Raw genomic sequence first — 26,870 nt, 5'->3', positions numbered from 1 at the left:
CACCCCAAAAACCACGCCCTTGCCCCGGAACCCTGGCCCTCAACCTGCAACCTAATTAGGGAAGCACCTTGGAGACCTTATAATCTGGGGTCGTGAATCTACCGTGGAAAAAGAATGACAAAAAGTCCAAGGCAGCTGACGCAACTAAAGCTGACGCAACCAACGCCGGAGACGTAGCCACCGACGCGACCGCATCCAGCGGCGCCAAGGGCACCGCTTCGGAGTCTCAGCAGCCCGAGAAGAAGCACAGCGGTGCTTTTACTCCGAAGAAGGGGCGCCCCACCCCGAAGCGCAACGAGGTTGAGCGCGAACGCGGCATCCGCCGTGGCCCGGTCGAGGCACCGCTGACCGCTAAGGAAGCTCGCCAACGCCGCAAGGAACTTAAGGCCTCCATGTCCAAGGAAGAGCTCAAGGCCGCCAAGGCACGCGAGCGAGCAGAGCGACGTGAGCAGCGTCGCATTGCCGACGAGCGTATGGCCGCCGGCGATCCGCGCTACATGCTGCCGCGTGACCAGGGCGCTGAGCGCAAGTTTGTCCGCGACTGGGTTGATTCCCGTCGCTTCCTCGCTAACGTGTTCCTCCCGTTCGCGCTGATTCTGCTGCTGATTATGATGATTGGCACTTCCCTGCCAAAGCTGGCCAACATCGCATCTCTCATCGCGATGGTTCTCATCATCGCCCTGATTATCGAGGGTATCTACATCGGCCGCCGCGCCATCAAGCTGACGCGTGAGCGCTTCCCGAAGACCACCGAGGGAGCCTGGGGGCTGGGCTTCTACGCTTACTCCCGCGCTTCTCAGCCGCGTCGTCTGCGTACTCCGCGTCCGCAGGTCAACATCGGCGACGAGATCAAGTAGCCTCCATCTGCCATGCGCACTCTGGTTCTCGGTGGCGCCCGCTCAGGCAAGTCCTCATGGGCTGAGCACGAGCTGCTGGCCACCGCCGCAGTCTCGACCGACGGTGCCTCAGATGCCGCAGCCTCAGCAGTGTTGCACTACATCGCAACTGCACGGCCTTTCCCCGGTGATAGTGACTTTCACTCCAGGGTCGAGGAGCACCGCATTCGTCGTCAAGCACAGGCACAAGAGCACGGAGTGGCCTGGCACACGGTTGATGACGTCGATGCGGTGGATGCACTCGCTGGGCCGGGGCGGCGCATGTTGCTCGACGATGTCGGCACCTGGCTGACGCACATCATCGATGCGCAGGGGCTGTGGGAGGCACCGAGGGGCAGCGTCGCGCCGTGGACGCACTCGCTTGTCGACGCCGTGCGCAACTTCCCCGCAGATTCCGACCTGTTCATTGTGTCACCCGAAGTGGGCTTCGGTGTCATTCCCGAGCACCGCTCAGGGCGGCTTTTCCGTGATGAAATTGGCCTTCTCAACCAGCAGCTCGCAGCTGTCTGTGATCGTGTTGTCTTAGTTGTGGCGGGCTGCCCTATGGAAGTCAAGGCGGCGAGCTAGATTCACTCCACGCCCCTCCTCCTATGACAGTCTTCCCAGCAATGCGAATAACTGTGTACCAATGGTCGGTACACAAATCATTTTCGGGTAGCGTTTGAGAGTATGAACGCGGATTATTTTGGACCGGTAGCGCGCCCTGACGAAGAGACTGAACAGGCCGCCCGCGCGCGCCATGAGCAGTTGACTAAACCCGCAGGCTCACTCGGCCGGTTGGAAGAACTCGGCATTTGGATTTCGGCGTGCCAGGGAGAATGCCCTCCGCATGACCTGGACGATTGTCGTGTTTATGTCTTCGCTGGTGACCACGGTATTGCCCAGGGCGGGGTGTCCGCGTACCCGTCCGAGGTGTCTATCCAGATGCTTGCCAACATCGAGGAAAAGGGTGCCGGCGTGAACGCTATCGCTGACATCGCGGGAGCCACAGTTACCGGTGTAGACATTTCCCTCGACCACGATGCCGAAGGGCCATACCGTATCCGTCGCAGCTGCGGTTCTATCGACCGCGAGGATGCGATGAGCGAGGAGGAGGTCGATAAGGCCATCCGCACGGGCGTCGCTATTGCCGACGCCGCCGTTGATGAAGGCGCTGACCTGCTCATTGCCGGCGACCTGGGCATCGGAAACACTACTCCAGCCGCAGCGCTGATTGGTGCCGTGACCAACTCCGAACCAGTTGTCGTCGTCGGCCGAGGCACTGGTATTGATGACGAGGGCTGGAAGCTCAAGGTCGCTGCCGTGCGCGATGCCATGTTCCGCGTGCGTCGCCTGCGCAATGACCCGGTTGAGGTGCTCCGTCGTATTTCCTCGCCGGATATGACTGTGATGGCCGCATTCTTGGCTCAGGCAGCGGTGCGTCGCACTCCTGTGATTTTGGACGGCGTGGTTGTCACATCCGCTGCTCTGCTGGCTGACCAGCTCGCTCCGGGCGCCCGCGATTGGTGGGTCGCCGGCCACAAGTCGGCAGAGCCCGCGCACGCGCTTGCCCTTCGACACCTGGATAAGGAACCACTTCTCGAATACGGGATGCGTCTTGGCGAAGGCTCCGGCGCCGTCGCTGCCCTACCGCTGGTCAAGTCCGGCGTATCCGTCCTGCGCAACATGGCTACCTTCGCCGACGCAGGCGTAAGCACCAAGGACTAATCGACTTGTCCGACAAAGCCGGCCCGTCTCACCAGGACAACCTCGACGGTGATCCCTCCGCTCACGGCAATGCCGTCGCTGAGGCCATCACCACTGCCCTGTCCTGGCTCACTGTCCTGCCTTTCAAAGGCGCGAGCGTGTTCGACCGCATCACCGGCCGCCGCGCCATCGCTGCACTGCCAGTAGCTGGGCTCGTTCCTGCCGCGGGTGCAGTTCTCATCACGGCGGCGCTGTTCGCAACGTCGTCGTCAGGCACGCCCACGCTTTACGACGTCACCCCGATCCTCGGCGGCACCCTGATTATGGTGGCGGCACAGATGTTGACCCGCGCGATGCACCTGGATGGGCTGGCGGATGTGGCGGATGCCCTCGGCTCGTATAAGCCGCCGGAGGGGGCGCGGGAGGTGCTGCGCGATCCGAGCACCGGCCCAATGGGCGTGGGCTCCATCGTGCTGACGATGTTGACGACGACGACTGCTTTTGCCGTGATTGTGGCTAGTGTGCTGTCGCAGTGGTCTGCTGGTCAGATGTGGCCTGGTGTGGTTGCGCTGTGCTTGCCTTTTGTAGCCTCTCGCGCGGCAGCAACGACTGCCTGCTGGCGCGGCTTTCCGCCTTTTTCGAACAGCGGCTTCGGCTCTCTGACTGCCGGTACTCAGTCCACAGTCACGGTGACCTGCTGGTGGATACTGCTGCTCGCTGTGTCGGGCTGGGTGGTTGGGCTCGTGGGCGTAGTCGCTTGTGCACTGAGCTTTGGCGTTACACTGCTGCTGACGCGGCATTGCGTGAAGAGGTTTGGCGGAGTCAACGGCGACGTGTTTGGTGCAGTCATTGAGATAGCGTGCGCTGTCTGTGCCGTGGCACTTGCCATAGGGTTCTAGCAGGGAAAATGCGCGCATTGCCCCCGTTGGGGTTTTCTTTAAAAAGAACTATTGACGGTCGCTTTGACGCGGACGTATTCTGAGGGCACACCGCCGGGAAGGCGGAGTACAGGAGGCTCGTTTCGGGGCTCGCCCAAATTATTTTGCGCCGACCGTTTGCCGGGGCGCCAAGAACGAGCACACCTTCTAGCCTCCCAGCTAATTAAAAAAGCGCGTCCCGCCGCAGCGATGCACGGGACGCGCTTTTCTTTGTTGGGGTGGCACTCCCAGGTTTGGGTTCAGTGGGGTTTGGGTTCAGTGGGGCTAGTGACTGCGGTTATGTTAGCGACGGCGGGCCAATGCGAGTTACTGACTGCGTTTATGTCAAAAATGGTCCGAAAAATGGCTTGAAAGTGTCATAAACTCACACAGTTTCACATCTGCAGCCCATAATTCTTGGAGTTGTCAGTTCTTGCGGCTAAGTAGCACAAAATGTGCCCGCCAGCGATACGCCAAGCGGACACAATTTTGCTGCCTTCCCCACCCTGCCCCCCCCTGCTCAGGAACTTCCTGATCTTACGGTTTGTCTACTCCTTGCGCTTCTTGTTCTGGTAGACGATTGCGCCGGCAATGCCGATAAACACGGCGACCACTGCTACAACGGTGCCAATGACCAACGGGCTCATGCCCTCATCTTCCATGTCCGACGAGGATGCGGATGCCTGAGAATCCGTATCCGAGGAGTCAGATTTATTCGACGCATCTTCTGACGAGTCCTTTGACGTTTCCTGTTCCGACTCTCCCTTGGCCAGAATCGGCTTATCGGATGGAGTCGGGCCGTTCTTGTCAGTCGGTCGCCAGTCAGGCCCCTTAGTTGGCTTGTTGTCCAGGAGGAATGCGAGCTGGAACGGCTGATCGATGCCACTGACCTCTTCATCCGGGCGATAGTTAGCCATTCGGACAGTCGCGTAGTAGTAGCCGGCGTTGGCTACAGGTCGTCCTCCAACATTAGATTCTCGGTTGTTGTATTCGACCGGACGATCTGTTGACAAGTTCAGGTCCTCGGAATCCTGATAAAAGTGCATTGTTCCATCCGCAACGGAAACCTCGAACGGATTCAGCAGGGCAACTCCCATGGAATCGGCATTATCGCGCTCCGAATTTCCAGTGCGGGCAGCAATCACTGGTCGCTGACCCCACTCCACAGGGATCTTGTAGAACTTCTGTTCACCGGGCACGATTGTGTCAGAGATGGTATCCCCAGATTTAACTTCCGGCGCTTGGGCTGCGTTATTGCCACCGTTTACGGGCTTGGCCTCTCCAAAAGTGGCCTTTTTGTAGGCTTTGTCGCCGGTCGAAGAAGACCGCCCCTCATTTAGTTTGTCAGCATCCTGCTTCTTCAGCACTGGCTCAAACTGGACGCTAACCTCGACCTTCACCGGTTCATCACGATAGTCCGCTACTGAATCACCGTCATAGACCCACACGTTATTTGCGACGAGCCACTTGGTTTGATCGCAACTGGATTCGATGCGGTCACTATCCCATGCAAGAATGCTTGCATCAGCCGAAGTTGGAGTCCACGAATCGGCACTAGCTTCGGCGCCAGTCAGCGACCCCATACGACCGTCGTCCTGGCATTTTCCGCCAGTTTCATTGATGATTTCGTCAACTTCAGTTCGGACATCCTGCTGGCCCTTACCCTCAGCATCGATATTCGCTAACACCTTTGAGGTAACAATCGCGTTGTGTCCCTTCGGCACTGCGATTCGGTAGTAGAGCGGGGTGCGATCGTGTTGAGCAACCTCTGGCACCAGCGTCGTCTGGTACTTGCCCTCGCCGAGCCATTTCGCGCCTTCCTTAGTCTCGGAGAACTCGAAAGGAGTACCCGTGGTTTCGTAGCCCTGCACTGACCGCTGAGTCAAGAACTTCATGCGGTCTGCAAGCTGGGTAGCATCGTCCGCAGTCATGCTCTGTCCACCGGATACCTGCGCAACACACTCCAGCTCAGCGCGAGCTTCTTCATCGACCTTGAAGCCCACTGTGTGAATCGTCAGGCCAACACCCTGCCCTGCCAGTTCCTTCGCAACCTCACACACCGGTGGCGGCGCGCAGGTGTCGATACCGTCAGAGACCAAAATAATTGACCGCTCACCGTCTGGGCCAAGCTCATCAGCCGCCTTACGCAGTGCATTGCCGATCGGCGTGTAGCCCTGAGCTTCCAACCCGGCAATCCTGCTCTTCAGGCCTTCTTTGTCGACCTTTTGGACAGGCGACAGCACCTCGATGTCCTGGCAACCACGTTCGCGGTTGGATTCATCACTGGATTCGCGCTGGCCATAAACCAGCATGCCAAGCAGCGCATCATCCGGGAGGGAGTCAATCAGCTCCGTGGATGCGCGCTTTGCCGCATCGAGGCGGGTGCCTCCGGCGTCGTCGGCAAGCATCGAACCAGACAGATCCATGATTAGCTCTGCTTTTGCTTCGCCCGTACCCCCTTCGCCCGTAGGAGCGGGCTGTTCCACCCCGGACGGCGAAGGCGAATCTTGGGCTGCCGCCACCGGAGCCGGAATCGCACTAAACCCAATCGTCCACGCAGCCAACAACAGAGTGACGACGATGGTTACCCTTAGGCGCTTTGAACTACTTGACGAAAAACTATCTTTAAAAAAGTCTTGAACTACCACCATCACAGCGCCTCAAACTGTTTTCCCAACTACAAAAATCAATCGTGTTGGTAGTTTTTCACAGTGACCCCGGTCACGCTAGAGGTGTTTTTAACGGCTAAACAAATGCCGTCTGAACAATTCATGAACCATCAGAAAACCGCACAGCCGTTGGGGAGCCAGCAAAGCAAAAACGCAGCCCCTGACCAGCGAATACTGACCAGGGGCTGCGAAAGTACTAATTCTAGTAACCACTATTAAATTTTTCTTAGCCGACCTACGCCGAAACTAAGCCTCAACGAGCTTGTAAATCCAACCGTGGGTGTCCTCAACCTCGCCGTGCTGGATACCGGTCAGCCGCTCGCGCAGCTTCATGGTCCACTCACCGGTCTCGCCGCCGTTGATCTCGAACTCGCCCTCAGCGGACTTCACAAACCCGACCGGGGTGATGACTGCAGCAGTACCGCAGGCGAATGCCTCGCCCATAACACCGGAGGTGGCATCATTCTTCCATTCCTCGGTGGAAATGCGACGCTCCTCGACATTCATGCCCAGATCCTGAGCAGCCTGCAGCAGCGATGCCCGAGTAATGCCCGGCAGCAGCGAACCAGACAGCTCTGGAGTCACCAGCCGAACACCAGCGTCAGCAGTCTCATCCGGGTAGATGAACGCCAGGTTCATGCCGCCCATCTCCTCGATGTACTTGCGCTCGACAGCGTCCAGCCACACAACCTGGTCGCAGCCCTTTTCCTCTGCCTGCTGCTGAGCCGCCAGCGAAGCTGCGTAGTTACCTGCGAACTTCGCAGCACCGGTGCCGCCCGGCGCGGCACGCACGTACTCGTGGGAGATCCACACGGTCACCGGGTTAATGCCACCGGAGAAGTACGCGCCGGCAGGTGAAGCGATGAGCAGGAAGGTGTAAGAGTTCGACGGGTGCACGCCCAGGGTGCTCTCGGTGGAGAACATGATTGGACGCAGGTACAGGGATTCTTCGCCACCAGCTGGCGGCACCCATGCTGCATCGGCTTCAACCAGCAGGCGGATTGCCTCGAGGAAGGTCTCCTCCGGCAGCTGCGGCATTGCAATGCGGTCAGCGGAGCGCTGGAAGCGACGGGCGTTCTGCTCCGGGCGGAAAGTAACAATGGAACCATCCGGCATGCGATACGCCTTCAGGCCCTCAAAAATCGACTGCCCGTAATGCAGGACCGAAGAAGACGGCTGCATTTCAATCGAACCGTATGCCTGCAGCTTGGCGCCATGCCAGCCTTTGTCTGCAGTCCAGTCAATTCGGACCATGTGGTCGGTGAAGTGCTTACCGAAACCAGGGTTGGCCAAAATCTCCTCGCGCTCGGCATCAGAGAGTGGATTCGGGTTACGTTCGATTGCAAATTCCAAAGCAGACATGTCTTTCATCCTAAACCGTCGAGGATCGAGTCGTATCAATACTCGCCCCCGAAAGACCGTGTTAGTCAGGGCAATGTCAGCGTCGCGGGCACTAGGCGCGGGTACATTCCAATAGTCGTGGCGCTGGCTCGTCAGTCGGCTGTCCAGGGGTGAAGGACACGAACCGGCAAATAGGGATACGGTGGTGTACCACATAGTACGACTACAAGGAGATGCAACTACATGTCAGTCCCCGCTAACAATGATTCGGCACAGCTCGGTGCCTCTCGCAACGCCGCTGTTTTGTCCAATTACCTGCCGGCTATCGGCACTCGCGTGGTCATCGCTGCCGACAACTCTCTGCCCGCGGACGCCGACGCGGTCCTCGTCGCGCTTATCGACGGCGAGGATGGCCTCGAGCTGGTCGCACCCGAGGCCATCGGTTCGGTTGCAGAGCAGCTGCTCGCCTCCTTTGAGGCAGTCTCCGCCAGCGCTAAGGCCGAGTCCGTGACCACCATCCCGGCTCCTGCTGGCTTGGATGTCGACAGTGTCACGGGCGTTGGCGTGGGTTCTGAGGACCTGGATGCCGAGGACATCCGCCGTGCCTGCGGCGCCGCTGCGCGCCGTATGACCAAGGCCAAGGTGGTCTTTAACACTCTCGGCGCCATCGATCCGCAGGCTGCAGCCGAGGGCTTTGCGCTGGGCGCTTACGCTTACTCCGGTCAGAAGAGCGACGAAGAAAGCAACGAGGCCACCCAGAAGGTGGTTGTGTTGGGCGCTGATGACGACGTCGTAAAGCGCGCTTCGGCAATTGTAGATGCCGTTGCCACCGCGCGTGACTTCGTCAATACAGCATCGTCGCACCTCTACCCCGAGACGTTTGCTGACGCTGCTGCAGCGCTGGGCCGTGACGCGGGGCTCGAGGTCGAGGTGCTTGACGACGACGCTCTGCGCGCCGGCGGTTTCGGAGGCCTCAATGCCGTGGGTGGTGGATCCTCGCGCGGGCCGCGCCTGGTGCGCCTGATCTGGAAGGGCGATGAGTCGGCAGAGAATTCGCTGGGCCTGGTCGGTAAGGGCATCACCTTTGATACTGGCGGTATTTCGCTGAAGCCGGGCGCCAGCATGGAGAACATGATCTCCGATATGGGCGGCGCTGCGGCTGTTATTGCCACAGTCGTCCTGGCTGCTCGCCTAGGTGTATCCACCCCGGTGACCGCAACTGTTCCAATGGCGGAGAACATGCCGGGTGGTAAGGCGTACCGTCCGGGCGACGTCATTACGCAGTACGGCGGTAAGACCATTGAGATTCTGAATACCGATGCTGAGGGCCGCCTCGTACTCGCAGACGCCATTGTCCGCGCCTGCGAAGACAAGCCGACTCACCTGATTGACACCGCTACCCTGACCGGTGCGCAGCTGGTCGCTCTTGGCGAGCGCACCCCGGGCGTCCTGGGTAACGACGAGTTCCGTGACCGTGTTGCAGAGCTGTCTCAGAGCATTGGTGAAAATGGTTGGGCAATGCCGATTCCAGTTGAGCTAGCAGAGGCCCTGAAGTCGCCGGTGGCTGACCTGCGGAATGTCACGAACTCTCGCTTTGGTGGCATGAGCGTTGCAGCTGCATACCTGCGCGAATTCGTTGGCGAGGATGTTGAATGGGTTCACATCGACGTTGCCGGTCCGGCCTTCAACACCACCGGGGAGTATGGTTATACCCCGAAGCGGGGCACTGGTGTTCCGGTTCGGACGATGTTCTCTGTGATTGAGGATTTGGCAACGAAGTAGCCGGTCATCCGACTGCGCCCCGCCCGGCTGGAATCCTGGCTGGAATGAGCTATTCCACGCACCAGTCGAAAGCGGGCGCAGCCCACGGGGCAAGCAGAGTTTTCAACCTGTAAGCTAATTTGTAATAACCGTCTTAAAACGAGATTTCTTAACTTTTCGAGGAGTGCACAAACATGGCGACCTCTATTGAGATGCCGGAGCTCGGTGAATCAGTTACCGAAGGCACCATTACCACCTGGCTGAAGAAGGTCGGCGACACCGTCGAGGTCGACGAACCGTTGCTCGAGGTTTCCACCGACAAGGTCGACACCGAAATTCCATCTCCGGTCGCCGGTGTTCTCACCGAGATTCTCTTTGAAGAAGACGACACCGTCGATGTTGGCGAGGTCATCGCAAAGGTCGGCGAGCCGGGCGAAGAGCCGGAAGGCGCTGAGGAGACCGAGGAAGAGGCTCCGAAGGAAGACGCTGAAGAGCCAAAGAAGGAAGCACCGAAGGCTGCCTCCGGTTCCGCTACTGACGTTGAGATGCCGGAGCTCGGCGAGTCCGTCACCGAAGGAACCATCACCACCTGGCTGAAGAAGGTCGGCGACACCGTCGAGGTCGACGAGCCGTTGCTCGAGGTTTCCACCGACAAGGTCGACACCGAAATTCCTTCCCCGGTCGCAGGTACCCTGCTCGAGGTCCTCTACGATGAAGACGACACCGTTGACGTCGGCGAGGTCATCGCTCGCGTTGGCGATGCAGACACTGCTCCGGCCGCCAAGGAAGAGGCCGAGGAGGCATCTGCCGCAGTCGAGAAGGACGAGGAGCCAGTAAAGGCTAACGAGGAGACTGAGGAAGACTCCACCGACGTTGACGCTGGCGACGCAACTGACGTTGAGATGCCGGAGCTCGGCGAATCCGTCACCGAAGGCACCATCACCACCTGGCTGAAGAAGGTCGGCGACACCGTCGAGGTCGACGAGCCACTGCTCGAGGTTTCCACCGACAAGGTCGACACCGAAATTCCTTCCCCAGTCGCAGGCACCCTGCTCGAGGTCCTCTACGACGAAGACGACACCGTTGACGTCGGCGAGGTCATCGCTCGCGTTGGCAGTGGCCAGCCAAAGAAGGCTGCACCGAAGAAGGAAGCTCCAAAGGCTGAATCCAAGCCGGAGCCAAAGAAGGAAGCTCCAAAGGCAGAGTCCAAGCCGGAGCCAAAGAAGGAAGAGCCGAAGAAGGAGACTCCGAAGGCTGAGGCTCCGAAGGCTGAATCCAAGCCTTCCGCTAACAAGGACGTTCCTTACGTCACCCCGCTGGTCCGCAAGCTGGCTGACAAGCACGGCGTTGACCTGACTAAGGTCGAGGGCTCTGGAATCGGCGGCCGCATTCGTAAGCAGGATGTTCTGCGCGCTGCCGAGGGCGGCCAGGAGACTACTGCTGAGTCCGGCTCCAACTGGTCCACCAAGGGCGTTCGCCCTGAGCTCGCTGAGCTGCGCGGCACCACCCAGCGTGTCAACCGCATCCGCGAGATCACCGCTGCCAAGACCCTCGAGTCTCTGCAGACTTCCGCACAGCTGACCCAGGTCCACGAGGCCGATATGACTGCCATCTGGGATTTGCGCGCTACTAAGAAGGCTGAGTTCGAGAAGAAGCACGGCGCAAAGCTGACCTTCCTGCCATTCTTTGCAAAGGCAATCGTTGAGGCTCTGGTCAGCCACCCGAACGTCAACGCTTCCTGGAACGAAGAGACCAAGGAGATTACCTACCACGAGCAGGTCAACCTGGGTATCGCTGTCGATACCGAGCGTGGTTTGCTCTCCCCGGTCATCCACAACGCTCAGGATATGTCCCTGCCGGAGCTGGCTGCTGCTATTGCGGACATCGCAGACCGCGCTCGCAACAACAAGCTGACCCCGAACGACCTGTCCGGCGGCACCTTCACCATTACCAACATCGGCTCCGAGGGCGCTCTGACCGACACTCCGATTCTGGTTCCGCCGCAGGCCGCAATGGTCGGCACCGGCGCGATTAAGAAGCGCGCAGTAGTCGTCACCGAGAATGAGGCAGATGCCATTGGTATTCGCGCCATGGTCTTCCTGCCAATTACCTACGATCACCGCCTGATCGACGGCGCTGATGCAGGTCGCTTCATGACGACCGTTGTTGACCGCCTCGAGGTTGCTAACTTCGAATCGGATCTGCAGCTCTAAGCAGCTTGCTCCCCTCCTGGGGTAGTAGCGCCGCGGGAATCTAGCTGGCTTGCTAGCAGGAGGTTCTGCCTCTTCCCTGCCCGCGTTAGTCGCACTTTGCGGCTGACGCGGGTATTTCTTTTGCCGCATTCGTCCCGCAGTTGAACCTAATCAGCGATTCCTTCAAATGCGCAGGCCCCCTATTCTTGGCTAGTGCTCAGATTTCACGTAGCCACACATAGCTAGCAAAGGCTCCATCGGCACAAAGAATTAACGTGCTGTTATTGCGCCGTTAAGCCATTAGCAGACAGCGGGAGGGTCGAACCGAAAGCAAAGCTGCAAGTAGCAAATGCGCATACTTTTTGTCCTGCCGAAATGCGAGAACACCACACACCCCCGCACACAGTTCCGGCTATCGCTTTCAGCTACACCGACGAGAGCTGAAGATAGCGATAATTAAATTCATTATTTGTTAACCTCGCCGTCACCTAGTTAGCAATTAGCCTTTACCAATCTAAGAAATCATTAGACAGCAGGCTTCTTTGGCGTGCCTATTTTTGCTCTCTGTACGTAACTTAGAAAGGTGGAGCATGTCCTCGGCTCCAGCGAATACTAGTTCGTCGACCGGGACCACATCATCTGAGCAATCGAGCTCCTCAGATAAGTGGTGGCACCTCTTCTTCGGCGGGCTTCTCGCAATCAACATCGTAATTTTTGTCTTCTGGGCTTATGACTTTGTGGGCCCGCAGGCAAATACGGCAATCCTTCTGATTACCATCGCGTTCGCCGTCTTCATGGCGTTCAACATCGGCGGTAACGACGTTGCTAACTCCTTCGGTACTTCAGTCGGTGCCGGCACCCTGAGCATGAAGCAGGCGCTTGTTGTCGCTTCAGTCTTTGAGGTTTCGGGCGCCGTCCTCGCTGGTGGCGAGGTTACTGACACCGTCCGTTCCGGCATTGTGGACCTGAACGCAATCCACGGTTTGGACCCGATGGAGTTCGCCTTCATCATGATGTCCGCGCTTCTCGGCGCGGCAGTGTGGCTCCTCGTTGCCACCCGCATGGGTTGGCCAGTCTCCACTACCCACTCCATCGTCGGCGGTATCGTCGGTGCCGCACTGACGGTCGGTTTCATCACCGGCAAGGGTGGCTGGAGCATGGTCCAGTGGGATCAGATTGGTCAGATCGCCGTTTCCTGGGTCCTCTCTCCGCTCCTCGGCGGTTTGGTTGCGTTCCTTCTGTTCAGCGGTATTAAGAACTCGATTCTCGTCTACAACGACAAGGCTTCCAAGCAGCTGCAGGCCATCCACCAGGAAAAGGCGGACCTCAAGGCGCAGCACCGCGACGACTTCGAAAAGCTCCCTGAGCACGATCAGATCTCGTACACCAACGCGATGCTTCGCGACGCTACGACGATGCGTGACAATGACTGGACCCCGGATGACCTGGAGTCTGAGTACTTCCGCAAGCTCGTCCACATCGAATCCAAGGTTGATGATGTCCGCGCTCACCGTGCGCTGGAAGCTTGGGTTCCGGGTCTAGCAGCCCTGGGCTCTATTGTCATCTCCGCGATGATGCTGTTCAAGGGTCTGAAGAACCTTCACCTAGGGCTTTCCAGCCTGGACAACTTCCTGATTATGGGCATGATCGCCACCGCAGTGTGGCTTGCCGTTTACATCTTCGCGCGTACTTTGAAGCGTCAGGATTTGGATCGTTCCACCTTCCTGCTGTTCAGCTGGATGCAGGTCTTCACCGCTGCTGCGTTCGCTTTCTCCCACGGCTCGAACGACATCGCTAACGCGCTTGGCCCGTTCGTGGCAATTCTGGATGTTCTCCGTACCAACGAGATCTCTTCCGAGTCCGGCGTCCCGCTGGCAGTCATGACCACCATGGGTGTCGCTCTCATCTCCGGTCTGTGGTTTATCGGCCGCTTCGTTATCAAGACCGTCGGATCCGGCCTGACTGAGATCCACCCAGCATCGGGTTTTGCCGCAGAGCTTTCCGCTGCTGTGGTCGTTATGATTGCTTCCCTGCTGGGTCTGCCGGTTTCCTCCACCCACATTCTGATTGGTGCCGTTCTCGGTGTCGGTATCGTTAACCGTGCCGCTAACTGGAACCTGATGAAGCCGATTGGTTTGGCCTGGGTTATTACCCTTCCGGCCGCTGCAGGTATCTCGGCAATCACCGTTTCCATCCTCCGCGTCGTCTTCGGCTAAGCCCACAAAAGCACGCCACTTTTACCCCGGCGGTCACTTTCTAGTGACCACCGGGGTATTTTTACGTCTGGCGCTATCCAAGTAAGTTTGGCGCTATCCAAGTAACAAGTAATCTGAGGCCTACAGAATTTCGGCGTATCCTATAGGCCACCATGACTGCCCCAAGAAAACCTTTTACTCGCGCAGATAAATCCATTCGGGAATCAAGCTCCGACATCGAGATTCAACATCTCGGCCTTGTCGACTACGAAGAGACCTGGCACCTACAGGCAGACCTTGCTGCCAAGCGTGCGAAAGACCTAATTCCAGATCAGGTTCTCGTGCTTGAGCACCCGAGTCTTTACACAGCAGGAAAGCGCACCCAGCCGGAGGACCGTCCTACCAATGGGTTGCCGGTCGTCGATGTCGACCGCGGTGGCCGCATCACCTGGCACGGCCCGGGCCAGCTTGTGATGTATCCCATCATCAAGCTCGCTCAGCCGGTCGATGTGGTGGACTACGTCCGCAGACTGGAAGAAGCCCTCATTCAAACCGTTCGCCGAGCCGGCATCGCGGCTGCTGGCCGCATCGATGGCCGCTCGGGGGTATGGGTTCCCGCATCAAACGGACTGAGCGACCGAAAGATTGCGGCACTGGGAATCCGCGTGACCCATGGTGTAACCATGCACGGACTCAGTCTGAACTGCGACAACTCTATGGAGTTCTACAACTACATCATCCCGTGTGGCATCTCCGATGCTGGAGTGACCACCCTATCCCGGGAGCTTGACCGAAATGTTAGCGTGTCAGAGATGACAGAGCCGCTTCTGGCAGATTTGCAAGATGCTTTGGAAGGCCGTTTGACCGTTGCCGACCATTCCTTCGGCTCCGCGCCCGACCCCACGAAGGACCTGCCACACCGGGTGAAGCACAACTCCACCACCGGCATATTCGAGTACTCATCAACAAAAGAGTAGGATGAAACTGTGACTGTTAAGCCAGAAGGACGTAAGTTACTGCGCGTCGAGGCACGAAATGCCGAGACCCCTATCGAGAACAAGCCCCGGTGGATTCGCAACCAGGTTCGTCCGGGCCCCAGCTACAAGGACATGAAAAACCGTGTCTCGGGTGCCTCTTTGCACACGGTCTGTCAGGAGGCTGGCTGCCCGAACATTCACGAATGTTGGGAAGACCGCGAGGCCACCTTCCTCATCGGCGGCGATAAGTGCACCCGCCGCTGCGACTTCTGCCAGATTAACTCAGCCAAGCCCGACCCATTGGATAAGGATGAGCCGCGTCGTGTTGCGGAATCCGTCCGCGAGATGGGTCTTCGTTACGCCACTATCACCGGTGTCGCCCGCGACGATCTGCCCGACGGTGCATCCTGGCTCTACGCTGAGACCTGCCGCCAGATCCACGAACTCAACCCGAATACCGGAGTCGAGCTCCTTGTCGATGACTTCCGTGGCGACGAATCTGCAGCACAGCAGGTATTCGACGCCAAGCCCGAGGTTTTCGCCCACAACTTGGAAACGGTGCCGCGTATCTTCAAGCGCATCCGCCCCGCATTCCGCTACGAGCGTTCCTTGGAACTCATCACTCGCGCTCGCGAAGCTGGGCTAGTTACCAAGTCCAACCTCATCCTGGGCATGGGCGAAACCTATGACGAGATCATCTCCGCTATGCAGGATTTGCACGATGCCGGCTGCGATATTCTGACGATTACTCAATACCTCCGCCCCACTCCACTGCACCATCCAATTGAACGTTGGGTTAAGCCAGAGGAGTTCGTCAAGCTCTCCAAGACCGCTGAAGAGATGGGCTTTGCCGGCGTCATGTCCGGCCCGCTGGTCCGCTCTTCCTACCGCGCTGGACGGCTCTACGCCCGCGCACTGGCGCACCGCGGTCAGGAGCTGCCTGCGCATCTGTCCGCGCTTGCCGACGAAAACGACAACAACCTCGCACTTCAGGAAGCCTCGACTCTGCTTGACCGCTATGGCGCATCGGAGGATACGCCAGTCACTTCGGCTATTCCGGCTTCCTAGAGGCTGACGGCCGCAGCGCCGTCGTAAAGCGAAACGGCGCTACGGCGCGGTCTATTGCCTAAAACTACATCGCATGCCCTAAAGTTGGTGATTATGGCGACCAATGATGCGAAAGAAATGAAGAAGGCGAACCGCGCCGCCAAGCGCGCTCAGCGTAAGCAGACTCGTAGCCAGATGTGGCAGGCGTTTAAGCTGCAGCGCTCGCGGGACAACAAGCTCGTGCCTTACATGGCACTGGGCTTCTTCGGTCCGATCATCCTGCTGTTACTGATTGGTCTGCTCATTGGTGGAGTCTGGCCCTGGATTCTGACGATTATTGGTATCTCGATCGGCTTTATGGTCGCGATGTACATCTTCTCTAAGCGTCTTGAGGCGTCCTTCTACACAGAGGCGGAAGGCCAGGCCGGCGCTGCAGCGTGGACGCTGGACAATATGCGTCAGGGCGTTGGCTATGTCTGGCACGTCAAGACCGGTGTTGTCGCTAATCAGCACATGGATGCTGTTCACCGTGTTATTGGTAACGCCGGTGTTGTGCTGGTCGGTGAAGGTGATCCGAACCGCGTCAAGCAGATGATTGCTCGTGAGAAGAAGTCGCTGGCACGCATTGCGGGCGAAGCGCCGATTTACGACATGATTGCTGGTAGCGACGAGGGCCAGGTCCCGCCGAAGAAGCTGCAGCGCGAACTCATGCGTTTGCCGCGCAACCTGAATAAGGATCAGGCCAACGCTCTGAATGAGCGCATCCAGTCGATGGACCGTATTCGCGATGCGCGCGCGAACATGCCCAAGGGTCCAATGCCGAAGGGCGCTAACCCACAGGCCGGCATGAACCGTCGTGCGCGCCGTGCCGCCAATCGCGGCAAGAAGCACTAGAGGTTTTAGCTAGGTTTCACCAGGGTCGGTTGCTCGGGCAACCCGCCGAGGGGCAATCTAGGTTGAAGCAGAAAAAAGGGGCTTTCGGGCCCCCTTTTTTGTGCTTTAAAGCTTTAAAACGATGCCTAAAGCCATGTCTTCACACACAGTTATTGATGTCTTGTTGAAGTGATTGCTCTCACTTATCACGCTGTCAGCAAAGGTCGTATCCTTGCTGGAAACAATGCTTAATGAAGATTACTGCTAGTTGTGCCACCATGGGATATGTGCAACTCTTGGCTGAAAATGAACTCTTAGCGCTTCTAGTGATTTTGTTTCTTGGCCTGGCAATTGGCCAGATCAAGATCTTCGGCTTCAAGCTTGGCGTGGCTGCCGTCCTCTTCGTCGGCCTTATCCTCGCGACTATTGAGCCGGAAATTCAAATCTCCCCGTTGATTTACATCGTGGGCCTGGCATTATTCGTCTACACCATCGGGTTGGAGGCGGGCCCCGAGTTCTTCAGCTCGTTACGCTCGCGCGGCATCAAGCACAACCTGTTCGGCATTGGTGTGCTCGCAGTTGTCACCATCGAGTCTTTCCTGCTGATCAAGTTTTTGCCTATCGATCCGGTGGAAGGCGCAGGCGCCTTCACAGGCGCCCTGACCAACACCCCGGCTATGGCAGCAATCGTCGATGCTCTTCCTAGCCTCATTTCGGATAAGGGCGAGCTGGCCGCTGCGCACGATATGCCGGTGATTGGTTACTCCCTGGCCTACCCAATCGGCGTGCTGGCAGTGATTGCTTCTATCGGTATTATGTCGAAGGTCTTCCGCGTCGATCACGACCAGGAAGCTATTGACGCAGGTGTTGCCGCGCTTCCGCTGCATACTCGGGACATCAAGATTCTCAAGGACGACCTGCCTTCCATCACTGACCTTCCGTCGAAGTTCGGTTTGGACATTACGGTTTCACGCATTGAGTACAAGGGCCACCTCTACATTCCATCACCGGGTGACACTGTCTCCGTCGGCGATATTATTTCCGTCGTCGGTACAGAGGAAGAAATTGCTCGTGCCGCCGAGTACCTTGGCGAGCTTATGCCAGGCGATCCGACACACGACGGTCGCCTGGACTTCCGTCGCATCTTCGTCTCTGCATCTGACGTGGTCGGTGTCCCCATTGCGGAACTTCAGACTCGCATGGACGGCATGATCATTACGCGTATTCGCCGCGGCGACCACGACATCGTCGCGGAACCAAACATGCGCCTAGAGCTTGGTGATCGCGTCCGCGTAGTTGCACCGCCAGAGAAAATCAAGGACGCAACAAAGTTCTTCGGCGACTCTTACAAGAAGCTTTCCGACGTCAACCTCTTGCCGCTCACCCTTGGGCTTACGCTGGGTGTCTTGGTGGGTCTCATCAAGATTCCGCTTCCGGGCGGCAGCTCGCTAGCCCTGGGATCCGCTGGTGGTCCACTGGTTGTGGCGCTGATTCTGGGTGCTGTCGGTCGCACTGGCCCGTTGGTTTGGCCTATCCCCTACTCGGCCAACCTGGCGTTCCGCACCATGGGTCTAGCACTGTTCCTGGCTGGTATCGGCACCACTGCCGGTAAGGGATTCCAGGCTGCGTTGTCTGACCCGGCATCACTGACAGTTCTGGGTCTTGCCGCCATCATCGCGTTTAGCTCCGCACTGTTGACCCTCATTGTCGGTCACCGTGTGCTGAAGATTCCATTCGGCCAAACTGCGGGTATCCTCTCGGGCTTGCAGACTCACCCGGCAGTGCTCTCATACGTCAACGACCAGGCCAAGAACGAGTTGCCGGCAATGGGATACACAACGGTGTATCCAATGGCCATGATCATGAAGATTATTCTCGCCCAGGTCCTGGTCGTGTTGGTGCTATAGCGCTAACCCAAAATGACGGCCGTGCCAGTGGCACGGTCGTGCATGCCGCGCATATCCGAGTCGGTGATTGCTGGCGGCAGCAAGAAAAGAGTAAGCAAGCTGCGGAAGAAGGCACGAACAAAGCCAACTCGCTCGCCGGGCTTGTCCACGCGAGCGACACCCATCTTCATCATCCACTGGCCCGGAGTGCGGGCGAACAGCCAAACCGACACCGTGCCAATAATGAGGAAGACAACTGGCGAATAGGTCGCAAGGAATGACTGCCAGGCGATAAACGAATCCCCGAACTGGTCAATCTGCGCCTCGCTCGGGCCGAAGAACATCGAAAAAGCGCCGGCAATCATCAAGGAAATAATCCAGTCAATGAGAATGCCGCCGACGCGACGCATCAACGTCGCTTGCGATCCTGGGCCATCGGGGGCAAGACCCAATGCCTGGCCGGGATAGTCCGAGAGCTTGTCCGGATTATCGAACTCTCCCGGAATCTGAGGGCCATCTAGCCAACTGTGCTTTTCTTCCATGGGTTCATAGTCTAGTGCAGCAATCCGGCTATCAAATCACGGGCTGGGACAGCCATTCAGCGCGTGCGGGGGTAATCCGGGGGCGATGTTGCGTCGCCTTTTCCATTTTCTTATCAGCATGGGAGCTAAAGGCTCGTCGTAAAGCGTGTGTGACATGAATGCGCAGTATATTGCCGTGTTTCCATAAACAGATAATCCGCTCCCTATTTGCGTAACCCATTCCGTATTGGCGAATTCCTCACGCGCCATGCCAGAAATTCGTGGTTCTAATTCCAGAATGAATGCGTGGTTCGTTAAGCTTGAAGGCGTCAACCGGCCAGTCCTTGACAGCGCGGCAGGTGCACGAAACAGCGTGCAAGAATTCCCTGCTGCGTACTAAACAAGGCCAACTAAGGAGACCGCACATGTCCTTCAAAACTCCCGAGGAAGTAGTCGCGTATATCAAGGAAGAGGGCGTCGAGTTCGTAGACGTCCGCTTCACGGATGTTCCCGGCATCGAGCAGCACTTCACCATCCCGGCATCCGCATTTGACGAGGACGCGATGGCCGAAGGCCTGGCATTCGACGGTTCCTCGATTCGTGGTTTCACTTCCATCGACGAGTCCGACATGGCACTGCTGCCCGACCTGAGCACCGCGCGCATTGACCCGTTCCGCAAGGCAAAGACTCTGAACGTAAAGTTCTTCGTCCACGATCCGTTTACCCTCGAGCCGTTCTCCCGCGACCCACGTAACGTCGCGAAGAAGGCGGAGGAATACCTCATCTCTACCGGCATCGCCGACACCTGCTTCTTCGGCGCTGAGGCGGAGTTTTACATCTTCGACAACGTCAAGTTCGAGACCGACACCAACCGCGGCTTCTACGAAGTTGATTCCATCGAAGGCTGGTGGAACCGCGGCAAGGACCAGAACCCGGACGGCTCTGCAAACCTGGGTTACAAGACCCGTCTGAAGGGCGGCTACTTCCCTACCGCTCCGTACGACCACTACCAGGACCTCCGCGACAAGATGTGCCTGAAGCTCGCTGACGCCGGCTTCGACCTGGAGCGCGCCCACCACGAGGTCGGCACTGGTGGCCAGCAGGAGATCAACTACAAGTTCAACACGATGTTGCACGCTGCAGACGACCTGCAGACCTTCAAGTACATCATCAAGAACACCGCCTGGGAAGAGGGCAAGTCCGTCACCTTTATGCCGAAGCCGCTGGCTGGCGACAACGGCTCGGGCATGCACGCTCACCAGTCGCTGTGGAAGGACGGCAAGCCGCTGTTCCACGATGAGGCCGGTTACGCAGGTCTGTCGGACATCGCTCGCTGGTACATCGGCGGTATCCTTCACCACGCAGGTGCGGTACTGGCCTTCACCAACCCGACCCTGAACTCCTACCACCGCCTGGTCAAGGGCTTCGAGGCTCCGATTAACCTGGTCTACTCGCAGCGCAATCGCTCTGCCGCTGTTCGCATTCCGATCACCGGCTCCAACCCGAAGGCAAAGCGCATCGAGTTCCGCGCCCCGGACCCGTCGGGCAACCCGTACCTTGGCTTCGCTGCCATGATGATGGCCGGACTGGACGGCGTGAAGAACCGCATCGAGCCGCACGCTCCGGTCGACAAGGATCTCTACGAGCTCCCGCCGGAGGAAGCTGCCGACATCCCGCAGGCTCCGACCTCTCTCGAGGCCGCACTCGAGGCCCTGCGCAATGACCACGAGTTCCTGCTCGAGGGCGATGTCTTCACCGAGGACCTCATCCAGACCTACATCGACTACAAGTACGAAAACGAGATCGAACCGGTTCGCCTGCGCCCGACTCCGCAGGAATACGAAATGTACTACGACTGCTAAAGTTTTCGCTTCACGACGGCCACAGCAAGCACCCCCCCCATTGCTCCTCATGGCCGCCCAACGAGCTTGTTAGATGCCGCCTGACCACAGTTAATGTGGTCAGGCGGTTTTTCATTGCGGTCATGCTGGCTGCGGGCGCCTGGGCCCGCATACGCGCGCGTATGTGAGCACGAATTTGTGCGCGGTTCCGGGCCACTCCCCTGAACAGGGTCATACACCACCACAAAAGGGCCGCGACCCCTGCACGAGTAGAGTTGCACACTCTCCGCCCCAGTCTTATCGATGCAATATTCACTTGTCGATGCGCTATAGCGTGGCCATAAGTGAACAGCGCATCGACAAGTGACAGGGTGGGGAGGATACCGTGCGCATAAGTGCCGGACAGCCGTCGATAAGTGACGAAAAATCGTCGATAAGTCAAGGAAAATCATCGATAGTGCCAGAAAACTGGCCATAAGTGCGAGGGGCGCTAGGGACAACACGAGGGACGGATGCGAGGGACACCGCAAGGGGGCGGACACCAAGAGCGGATGGGGCATGCTGCGAAGGTAGGACGCCAGGCAATCACGCCCGTTGAACCAGAAATGTGTCGCAACTTAATGACATGTGACAAAGTTCATAAACATTGATGCGTGGGAGGATAATTCACTCATCTGTAATCGTTCTCAAAAAGTATCAATTGTGCATGTCGAAGTAGTTATTACGGGCAACTTATTGACGGAAGTTGGGCTCTGTCGCTGTGACCGTCGTAAAGCGGGAATGTCGTGCTGAAAACTGCGTAAACGCCCCTACGCTGTGGTTTTTCCGTATGGTGGTACGCCATACCCCTCGGAAATGGCGACTCGAGAGCCCACGCCGAGGCGATTTGATTGATTCTGGAGAGCATGCATCTGGAATAACTTAAGCCCAGCCGCCGCATAGGGTGGCCGATGAACATTAAGAAGGATTTGAGCATTCTTGACTAACGAAAACGCTGCCAACCCAGAAAACTCAACTCGCATTGATTTTCTCTACCTCAGCGAACCTGACATGGTTGAAGCTGGTGTCACGGATTTCGCCAAGTGTGTTGAGACCATGGAAGAAACCCTGATTCTGCTGGCCGACGGCGACTACCGGATGGCCGGCGCTTCCGCTAACTCCCACGGTGCCCAGATCAACTTCCCGGATAACCCAATCCATGAGGGTATGCCGGCAAATGGCCCTGACCGTCGTTTCATGGCAATGCCCGCTTACCTCGGTGGTCGCTTCAACGGCGCAGGTGTGAAGTGGTACGGCTCCAATGCCGATAACCGCCAGAACGACCTGCCACGTTCGATCCACCTGTTCATTCTCAACGATGCAATTACGGGTGCCCCGAAGGCTGTCATGTCGGCAAACCTCCTGTCGGCCTACCGCACTGGCGCTGTTCCGGGTGTCGGCGTCAAGCACCTGGCCGTCGAAGACGCCGAGGTCGTTGGCATCATTGGCCCGGGTGTTATGAGCCGCACCATTCTCGGCTCCGCTATGTCGCAGCGTCCGAGCATTAAGAAGGTTAAGGTCAAGGGCCGCTCCCAGGCTTCGACCCAGAAGGCTGTGGATTGGATTAAGAACGAGTTCCCGCAGCTGGAAGAGGTCCGTATCGTCGAGACCGAAGAAGAGGCCATCCGCGACTCCGACATCCTCATCGCCGGCACCTCGACTTCCTCCGATGGCCCGTCCGGTTTCCCGTACTTCAAGAAGGAGTATCTGAAGCCCGGCGCGCTGCTGCTCATGCCGGCCGCTGCACGCCTCGACGACGACTTCGTGCGTTCCGACGACTGCAACCTCGTCGTTGACTACACCGGCCTGTACGAAGAGTGGTTCAACGAGAACGGCCCAGACGTGACCTATGAGCGCTTGCTCGGTATTCCGGGTAACCGCTGGTGGGATATGAAGGAAGAGGGCACTCTTCCCGCCGAGAAGCTTGTCAACATCGGCGATATCGCTTCCGGTAAGGCCCCGGGTCGCCAGAACGACGAGGAAATCTTCTGCTACTCCATCGGAGGCATGCCAGTCGAGGACGTCGCCTGGGCCACCGATGTCTACGACAACGCCCTGGCAAAGGGCATCGGCACCAAGCTGAACCTGTGGGATGTTCCGCTGCTGAAGTAGTAGTGACCAGCAAGTTCGATAACACGATTAGTAAGCTCAACAAGCTAGACGCGAAGTAGGCGAGTTTTACCAATGGGTAAGTTCAAACCCAGCAGTGACCAGACAACTCCGGAAGGAATCCAACGATACATCCGGGACAATGACATTCGCTGGGTAGACGTCCAGTTCACCGACGTTCCCGGCATCGAACAGCACCTAACCGTTCCGGTATCCGAGTTTGATGAGGACTCAGCCTATGAGGGCCTCGCCTTCGACGGATCGTCCATTGCGGGTTACACCTCGGTGGATAACTCCGACATGATGCTGCTGCCCGACCTGGACACGGCTTTCATCGACCCGTTCCGTAAGTCGAAGACGCTGAACATGAAGTTCTTCGTCCATGACCCGCACACCCGCGAGCCGTTTAGTCGCGACCCGCGCAATATTGCCCGTAAGGCCGAGAACTACCTGAACGAACTGGGCTTCGCCGATACCTGTAATTTTGGCGCTGAGGCAGAGTTCTACATCTTCGACTCCGTCCGCTACGACTCCAGTTCAAACAAGTCATTCCACGAGGTGGATTCGGTTGAGGGCTGGTGGAACTCCGGGGTGAAGGTAAACCCGGACGGATCGCGCAACCTCGGCCACAAGGTGCGTACCAAGGGCGGCTACTTCCCTACTGCTCCGTATGACCACATGCAGGATCTTCGTGACGAAATCGGCGAGCACCTGCAGGATGTTGGCTTCCATGTTGAGCGCTCCCACCACGAGATGGGTTCGGGCGGTCAGCAGGAGATTAACTATCGTTTCAATACTCTGCTGCACGCCGCCGATGACATGCAGACTTTCAAGTACGTGGTGAAGAACACCGCCAAGTTCAACCAGAAGTCCGCTACCTTCATGCCGAAACCGTTGGCCGGCGATGGCGGCTCTGGTATGCACATCCACCAGTCACTGTGGAAGGATGGCAAGCCACTATTCCACGATGAGAACGGCTACGGTGGCCTGTCCGACATGGCGCGCTACTACATTGGCGGCATCCTGAAGCACGCCGGTGCAGTCCTGGCTTTCACCAACCCGACGATGAACAGCTACCACCGCCTGGTTCCGGGATTCGAGGCTCCCGTCAACTTGGTCTACAGCCAGGAGAACCGCTCGGCCGCCATCCGAATCCCGATTACCGGCGCAAACCCGAAGGCCAAGCGCATCGAGTTCCGCGCTCCGGACCCGTCGGGCAACCCGTACTTGGCTTTCACCGCCGCAATGATGGCTGGTCTCGACGGCATCAAGAACCGTATCGAGCCTGGCAAGCCGATTGACAAGGATCTCTACGAGCTGCCACCAGAGGAACTCAAGGACGTCCCTACCGTCCCGCATTCGCTGGAGGGTGCGCTGAAGGCGCTGGAGGAGGACCACGAGTTCCTGCTCGCCGGCGATGTCTTCACACAGGATCTCATCGACGCGCATATCCGCTACAAGTTCGATCAGGAGATTATGCCGGCACGTCTGCGCCCGACGACGCAGGAGTTCGAGCTCTACTACGACTGCTAGCATTCGCCCCGTAAAGCTCGCTTGACGACGCCCACACCGCTACCCCACCTAACCGTATTGGGGTAGCGGTGTTTTTAGCTGGGACACGCTGTTTTTAGTCGGCACATTTAGTAGAGCTAGCACCACTGCGAACTAAACGGATTGGGGCTACCCTTGATTGTTATGAACAACATGTCACTGACCCGTTCCACCAATAACAAAATGGTTGCAGGTGTGCTCGGTGGATTCGCTGAGTATTTCAACTGGGATGCGACTTTGCTGCGCGTTATATTTGTCGCGTCTTTCCTGATGCCTGGTCCGCAGTTTCTTCTCTACCTCGCAGCATGGATTATCATGCCGAAGGAAACTTACGTATAAGCGCGGTCGACCGAAAAATGCCTAAATAGCCATACCTTGGAGTTTTTATCTGATGAGCGACGCCGCTCCCGAAAAGTCCACCAAGAAAACTTACCGCTCGCGTAATGACCGCCTCCTCGGTGGCGTCCTCGCAGGAATCGCGGAAAGCCAAGGCTGGGATATCACTTTCACACGAATGGTCTACATCATCCTTCCCTGCGTTGGATCGATGATTGGCTGGAAGATTGGCGCTGGGTTCCTAGCTCTTTACCTCTTGGCCTGGTTCGTCCTGCCAGATGGCGAGTACACGCTTGACGACGATGCTCGCGGCTCCAACCCCGCAGGGAAAGAAAATAAGCAATAAACGTCAAGCTTAATAAGATTGATACCTTTCCGTTACTCGCAACGCCCTCACCAGCACTATTCCAATTTCGCAATCACGCAAATTCGGTAACAAATAGTGCATAGAGTGCACAGATTCACGCTATTTGACTTGCGCAAGCCTCAGAATTACCTAGTGTTCCTTCTGTACGGCTTTAAAGCCACGCCCTCTTCCAATGCCTGATATTCAAAAGAATTGTCAATTTCTCTTTGAATTTAATTCTGGCGAATAGTGGAAGATGCCAATAATTGAATAGGTAACTTAGTTAGCTCTCAAGAAAGTGGTTTTGAAATGCAGAACAAGAAGATGACCCGTATCGCTACCGCAATCGTCGGCTCCGCCGCCCTACTCGGCGGCCTGGCTGCATGTTCTTCCGATGATGCACAGGATGCTGCTAACAACGCCAAGGATCAGGCTGGCCAGGTAGCAACCGACGCCACTGATAAGGCTGGCGACGCTATGGACGGCGCTAAGGACAAGGCCGGCGAGGCTGCTGATGGCGCTAAGGACAAGGCTGGCGAGGCTATGAACGGTCTGGGGCTGGGCGACGCTGCTGGCGAGGATGTGGCAGAGGCTGACCTGCCTGAGTCCATCACCGAGGCAGCTTCTTCCTTCACCTCCCCGTACGATTCTGAGGCTGGCGAGTTCAAGTCCGCTAAGAAGGTCGGCGACGCGGTTGCCGCTGAATACGAGAACGTCACCTTCGTTGAGTCCCCAGAGACTAATGGTGCACAGCCGCTGATCGGTAAGATTCGCGAGACCTGGGTTGCCAACGGTGCACTGGAAAACGAGATTGGTCTGCCGACCGCACCGGAGTCGGAGATTGAAAACGGCTGGGAGCAGCCGTTCACTAAGGACACCATGAAGTGGACCTCTGAGGACGGCCAGAACTACTCCGACTCCTACGAGAACAAGTAGTTCTACACGAACCGAAAGATTTTGAGCGTGCCGGGTGGCACGCTCTTTTTCTTTCCCCCTAGCTAGTTAAATCCCCCTTTCCCCTAGTCAAAAACGCCAGAGGCACCGCGCCGATGTGCGCCAACAATGTTGATATCGACAATCCCCACGGCAGCCATTGATGCAAAGACCGTGGTGGGGCCTACGAACTTAAAACCAGCTTTCTTCAATGCCTTGGCAAGCGCCTTGGACTCCTCGGAGTAGCTGGGCACCTCTTCGATTGAACGTGGCTCGGGAGACTTCTCCGGTTTAAACGACCACATCAACTCGGCTAAGCCGCCGTTTTCACGCAGAGCAATCGTCGCCACGGCGTTATTGATTACCGCGGTAATCTTCCTGTGATTCCGAATGATTCGTTCATCATTCATCAATCTTTCGACATCTTCGTCATCGAAATCAGCAACCGCATCGGGGTCGAAGTTCGCGAAGGCTTCCTGAAACGCGGGCCGCTTCTTCAGCACTGTCTCCCACGACAACCCCGCCTGAAATACCTCCAGGCTGAGCCGTTCGAATAGTCCTTGCTCATCGCGCACCGGCATCCCCCACTCGGTGTCGTAGTACTCTCTCAGCAGCTCACTGTGAGCAGCCCATGCCGGTCGAGCCAATCCATCCTCACCGATGATGAGCCCATTGTTTTCCGTGTAGTCCGATCCAATTTTCATCAGTCTTTCCAATCCCCCAATTCCGGTTTGACTTAGCTGAGCACCGCAGC

Annotated in this window: 21 protein-coding genes; 17 read left to right on the top strand and 4 right to left on the bottom strand. The window is 57.6% G+C overall.

Translation table 11 applies throughout. The features are described 5' to 3' along the window. The first annotated feature begins 92 nt into the window (after positions 1-92). From ADB08_RS01470 to ADB08_RS01455, 4 genes are all read left to right on the top strand, one after another. On the top strand, positions 93-857 hold the full coding sequence (locus ADB08_RS01470) for a DUF3043 domain-containing protein (protein WP_049170231.1): 765 nt from the start codon (positions 93-95) through the stop codon (positions 855-857). 12 nt (positions 858-869) lie between these two features. Beyond that, a complete protein-coding gene (locus ADB08_RS01465) occupies positions 870-1,463 on the top strand; it encodes a bifunctional adenosylcobinamide kinase/adenosylcobinamide-phosphate guanylyltransferase (protein WP_049170228.1) in 594 nt (197 codons plus the stop codon). 102 nt (positions 1,464-1,565) lie between these two features. Further along, positions 1,566-2,603, top strand: a complete 1,038-nt coding sequence (cobT, locus tag ADB08_RS01460) for a nicotinate-nucleotide--dimethylbenzimidazole phosphoribosyltransferase (protein WP_049170226.1) — start codon at positions 1,566-1,568, stop codon at positions 2,601-2,603. A gap of 5 nt (positions 2,604-2,608) precedes the next feature. After that, the gene (locus ADB08_RS01455; protein WP_049170224.1) at positions 2,609-3,481 is read left to right on the top strand and encodes an adenosylcobinamide-GDP ribazoletransferase; all 873 of its coding nucleotides are present in this window, start codon (positions 2,609-2,611) and stop codon (positions 3,479-3,481) included. 566 nt (positions 3,482-4,047) lie between these two features. Here ADB08_RS01455 and ADB08_RS01450 read toward each other — a convergent pair. Then, positions 4,048-5,925, bottom strand: a complete 1,878-nt coding sequence (locus tag ADB08_RS01450; RefSeq protein WP_049170222.1) for a vWA domain-containing protein — start codon at positions 5,923-5,925, stop codon at positions 4,048-4,050. 489 nt (positions 5,926-6,414) lie between these two features. Next, positions 6,415-7,530, bottom strand: coding sequence for a branched-chain amino acid aminotransferase (locus tag ADB08_RS01445; RefSeq protein WP_049170221.1), 1,116 nt, complete (start codon positions 7,528-7,530; stop codon positions 6,415-6,417). A gap of 222 nt (positions 7,531-7,752) precedes the next feature. Between ADB08_RS01445 and ADB08_RS01440 the strand changes: the two genes are divergently transcribed. The 7 genes from ADB08_RS01440 (at position 7,753) to ADB08_RS01410 (ending at position 18,461) form a co-directional block, all read left to right on the top strand. Then, positions 7,753-9,291, top strand: coding sequence for a leucyl aminopeptidase (locus tag ADB08_RS01440; RefSeq protein ID WP_080969608.1), 1,539 nt, complete (start codon positions 7,753-7,755; stop codon positions 9,289-9,291). A gap of 173 nt (positions 9,292-9,464) precedes the next feature. Further along, positions 9,465-11,483, top strand: a complete 2,019-nt coding sequence (gene sucB / locus ADB08_RS01435) for a 2-oxoglutarate dehydrogenase, E2 component, dihydrolipoamide succinyltransferase (protein ID WP_049170219.1) — start codon at positions 9,465-9,467, stop codon at positions 11,481-11,483. A 569-nt stretch (positions 11,484-12,052) separates the two neighbouring features. Beyond that, a complete protein-coding gene (locus ADB08_RS01430; protein ID WP_049170217.1) occupies positions 12,053-13,678 on the top strand; it encodes an inorganic phosphate transporter in 1,626 nt (541 codons plus the stop codon). Positions 13,679-13,830: 152 nt separating this feature from the next. Continuing rightward, entirely contained in the window at positions 13,831-14,634 is an 804-nt protein-coding gene (gene lipB, locus ADB08_RS01425; protein WP_049170215.1) for a lipoyl(octanoyl) transferase LipB, read from the top strand. Positions 14,635-14,643: 9 nt separating this feature from the next. After that, positions 14,644-15,702 (top strand): lipoyl synthase, encoded by a 1,059-nt coding sequence (lipA, locus tag ADB08_RS01420; protein WP_049170213.1) that lies wholly within the window; start codon positions 14,644-14,646, stop codon positions 15,700-15,702. Positions 15,703-15,795: 93 nt separating this feature from the next. Further along, entirely contained in the window at positions 15,796-16,575 is a 780-nt protein-coding gene (locus ADB08_RS01415; RefSeq protein ID WP_049170211.1) for a DUF4191 domain-containing protein, read from the top strand. A gap of 266 nt (positions 16,576-16,841) precedes the next feature. Further along, complete coding sequence (locus tag ADB08_RS01410; RefSeq protein ID WP_180802898.1) at positions 16,842-18,461, top strand: aspartate:alanine exchanger family transporter; 1,620 nt, start codon at positions 16,842-16,844, stop codon at positions 18,459-18,461. Positions 18,462-18,463: 2 nt separating this feature from the next. Here the strand turns inward: ADB08_RS01410 and ADB08_RS01405 are convergent, their stop codons facing one another. After that, positions 18,464-18,982 carry an RDD family protein gene (locus ADB08_RS01405; RefSeq protein ID WP_016423046.1) on the bottom strand — a complete coding sequence of 173 codons (519 nt, stop codon included), beginning with the start codon at positions 18,980-18,982 and terminating at the stop codon, positions 18,464-18,466. 404 nt (positions 18,983-19,386) lie between these two features. Between ADB08_RS01405 and glnA (ADB08_RS01400) the strand changes: the two genes are divergently transcribed. From glnA (ADB08_RS01400) to ADB08_RS01375, 6 genes are all read left to right on the top strand, one after another. Continuing rightward, on the top strand, positions 19,387-20,823 hold the full coding sequence (glnA, locus tag ADB08_RS01400; protein WP_048732575.1) for a type I glutamate--ammonia ligase: 1,437 nt from the start codon (positions 19,387-19,389) through the stop codon (positions 20,821-20,823). Between the two features lie 957 nt (positions 20,824-21,780). Next, a complete protein-coding gene (locus ADB08_RS01395; protein ID WP_049170206.1) occupies positions 21,781-22,953 on the top strand; it encodes a tyramine oxidase subunit B in 1,173 nt (390 codons plus the stop codon). Positions 22,954-23,025: 72 nt separating this feature from the next. Then, a complete protein-coding gene (gene glnA, locus ADB08_RS01390; protein WP_049170204.1) occupies positions 23,026-24,483 on the top strand; it encodes a type I glutamate--ammonia ligase in 1,458 nt (485 codons plus the stop codon). A 162-nt stretch (positions 24,484-24,645) separates the two neighbouring features. Continuing rightward, entirely contained in the window at positions 24,646-24,840 is a 195-nt protein-coding gene (locus ADB08_RS01385; RefSeq protein ID WP_049170202.1) for a PspC domain-containing protein, read from the top strand. 52 nt (positions 24,841-24,892) lie between these two features. Then, a complete protein-coding gene (locus tag ADB08_RS01380; protein ID WP_049170200.1) occupies positions 24,893-25,183 on the top strand; it encodes a PspC domain-containing protein in 291 nt (96 codons plus the stop codon). Between the two features lie 309 nt (positions 25,184-25,492). After that, positions 25,493-26,119, top strand: coding sequence for a hypothetical protein (locus ADB08_RS01375; protein ID WP_049170198.1), 627 nt, complete (start codon positions 25,493-25,495; stop codon positions 26,117-26,119). Positions 26,120-26,202: 83 nt separating this feature from the next. Here the strand turns inward: ADB08_RS01375 and ADB08_RS01370 are convergent, their stop codons facing one another. Beyond that, on the bottom strand, positions 26,203-26,820 hold the full coding sequence (locus ADB08_RS01370; protein ID WP_049170196.1) for a DNA-3-methyladenine glycosylase I: 618 nt from the start codon (positions 26,818-26,820) through the stop codon (positions 26,203-26,205). Positions 26,821-26,870 lie beyond the last annotated feature (50 nt).

The sequence above is a fragment of the Corynebacterium sp. 239_CJEI genome, assembly GCF_001055995.1.
Lineage (GTDB): Bacteria > Actinomycetota > Actinomycetes > Mycobacteriales > Mycobacteriaceae > Corynebacterium > Corynebacterium jeikeium_D.
Note: the sequence above shows the minus strand (reverse complement) of the source record. Positions and strands in the feature narration are given on the sequence as shown.

Bases quoted from the DNA above. Each gene is read 5' to 3' on its own strand.
- ADB08_RS01465 (WP_049170228.1), top strand. From the start codon at position 870: ATGCGCACTCTGGTTCTCGGTGGCGCCCGCTCAGGCAAGTCCTCATGG.
- cobT (WP_049170226.1), top strand. From the start codon at position 1,566: ATGAACGCGGATTATTTTGGACCGGTAGCGCGCCCTGACGAAGAGACT.
- ADB08_RS01450 (WP_049170222.1), bottom strand. From the start codon at position 5,925: ATGGATCTGTCTGGTTCGATGCTTGCCGACGACGCCGGAGGCACCCGC.
- ADB08_RS01445 (WP_049170221.1), bottom strand. From the start codon at position 7,530: ATGTCTGCTTTGGAATTTGCAATCGAACGTAACCCGAATCCACTCTCT.
- ADB08_RS01440 (WP_080969608.1), top strand. From the start codon at position 7,753: ATGTCAGTCCCCGCTAACAATGATTCGGCACAGCTCGGTGCCTCTCGC.
- sucB (WP_049170219.1), top strand. From the start codon at position 9,465: ATGGCGACCTCTATTGAGATGCCGGAGCTCGGTGAATCAGTTACCGAA.
- ADB08_RS01430 (WP_049170217.1), top strand. From the start codon at position 12,053: ATGTCCTCGGCTCCAGCGAATACTAGTTCGTCGACCGGGACCACATCA.
- lipB (WP_049170215.1), top strand. From the start codon at position 13,831: ATGACTGCCCCAAGAAAACCTTTTACTCGCGCAGATAAATCCATTCGG.
- ADB08_RS01415 (WP_049170211.1), top strand. From the start codon at position 15,796: ATGGCGACCAATGATGCGAAAGAAATGAAGAAGGCGAACCGCGCCGCC.
- ADB08_RS01405 (WP_016423046.1), bottom strand. From the start codon at position 18,982: ATGGAAGAAAAGCACAGTTGGCTAGATGGCCCTCAGATTCCGGGAGAG.
- glnA (WP_048732575.1), top strand. From the start codon at position 19,387: ATGTCCTTCAAAACTCCCGAGGAAGTAGTCGCGTATATCAAGGAAGAG.
- glnA (WP_049170204.1), top strand. From the start codon at position 23,026: ATGGGTAAGTTCAAACCCAGCAGTGACCAGACAACTCCGGAAGGAATC.
- ADB08_RS01385 (WP_049170202.1), top strand. From the start codon at position 24,646: ATGAACAACATGTCACTGACCCGTTCCACCAATAACAAAATGGTTGCA.
- ADB08_RS01380 (WP_049170200.1), top strand. From the start codon at position 24,893: ATGAGCGACGCCGCTCCCGAAAAGTCCACCAAGAAAACTTACCGCTCG.
- ADB08_RS01375 (WP_049170198.1), top strand. From the start codon at position 25,493: ATGCAGAACAAGAAGATGACCCGTATCGCTACCGCAATCGTCGGCTCC.
- ADB08_RS01370 (WP_049170196.1), bottom strand. From the start codon at position 26,820: ATGAAAATTGGATCGGACTACACGGAAAACAATGGGCTCATCATCGGT.